At 56.2% G+C, this 1,022-nt stretch carries 1 protein-coding gene and 1 pseudogene; both read left to right on the forward strand.

The window, feature by feature from the left end; translation table 11 throughout:
- Positions 1-289: PrgI family protein (locus tag ACQRBH_RS17235; protein WP_427762683.1), on the forward strand; the 289-nt coding region annotated here is incomplete at its 5' end.
- Positions 219-1,022, forward strand: a pseudogene (locus ACQRBH_RS17240) (VirB4-like conjugal transfer ATPase, CD1110 family); the annotation flags it as partial. The gene ACQRBH_RS17235 and the pseudogene ACQRBH_RS17240, both read left to right, overlap by 71 nt.

The raw sequence follows: 1,022 nt of genomic DNA on the forward strand, positions 1-1,022 counted from the left end.
CTATCTCTCCACCAGTGCGGCGGCCCTGCTCATGGTGTTTATCATGCTTCCGGGCTTTTTGCTTGCCATGTATGAGCGTCACGGCCAGCCCCTTGAAGTGGTGGTAATGCAGATGATTCAGTGCTGCTTCCTCCGCCCCAAAGAGCGCCCCTACCAGACCAACAACGCCTACGCCGCCCTTATGCGGCAGCATCAAATGGAACAGGAGGTAAAGGCCATTGTCCAAAAAAGAAATCCCAAAAGAACCCGAAAAAACAAAGCTGACCCGCGCCCAGCGAAAAGAAATTGACGCGGTAATCCGCAAGTACAAGGGAGACGGCAAGCCCCATACGGCGCAGGCCACCATCCCGTATGAGGCCATGTACCCGGACGGCGTGTGCCGCCTGACGAAAAACACCTTTTCCAAGTGCATTGCCTTTGAGGACATCAGCTATCAGCTCGCCCAGCCGGACACCAAGACGGCCATCTTTGAACACCTGTGCGACCTCTACAACTATGTGGACGCCTCTATCCACGTCCAGTTTTCGTTCCTGAACCGCAGGGTTGACCCGGTGCAGTACGCCAAGAGCTTTGAGATCGCGCCGCAGGGGGACGACTTTGACGACATCCGGGCCGAGTACACCGGCATCCTGCAAAAGCAGCTTGCAAACGGCAACAACGGCATCGTTAAGACCAAGTACCTGACGTTCACCATTGAGGCCGACAGCCCGAAATCTGCAAGGGCCAGACTGAACCGCATCGGCCTTGACCTCTTAGGTTACTTCAAGACGATGGGAGCTGTGGCCCATGTGATGAACGGCAAGGAACGGCTTGCGGTGCTGCATGGTGTGTTTCACCCGGACGGGGAGCTGTTCAATTTTGACTGGAAGTGGATGACCCCCTCCGGCCTTTCCACCAGGGATTTTATCGCCCCGTCCTCCCTGTGCTTCGGTAATGCAAAAACCTTTGGCATGAGCGGGAAATACGGCGCGGTGAGTTTCCTGCAAATCCTCGCCCCGGAGCTTTCGGATGAAATGCTGGCG

Origin of the sequence: Bariatricus sp. SGI.161 (genome assembly GCF_050313695.1) — a bacterium.
Lineage (GTDB): Bacteria > Bacillota > Clostridia > Lachnospirales > Lachnospiraceae > JAFBIX01.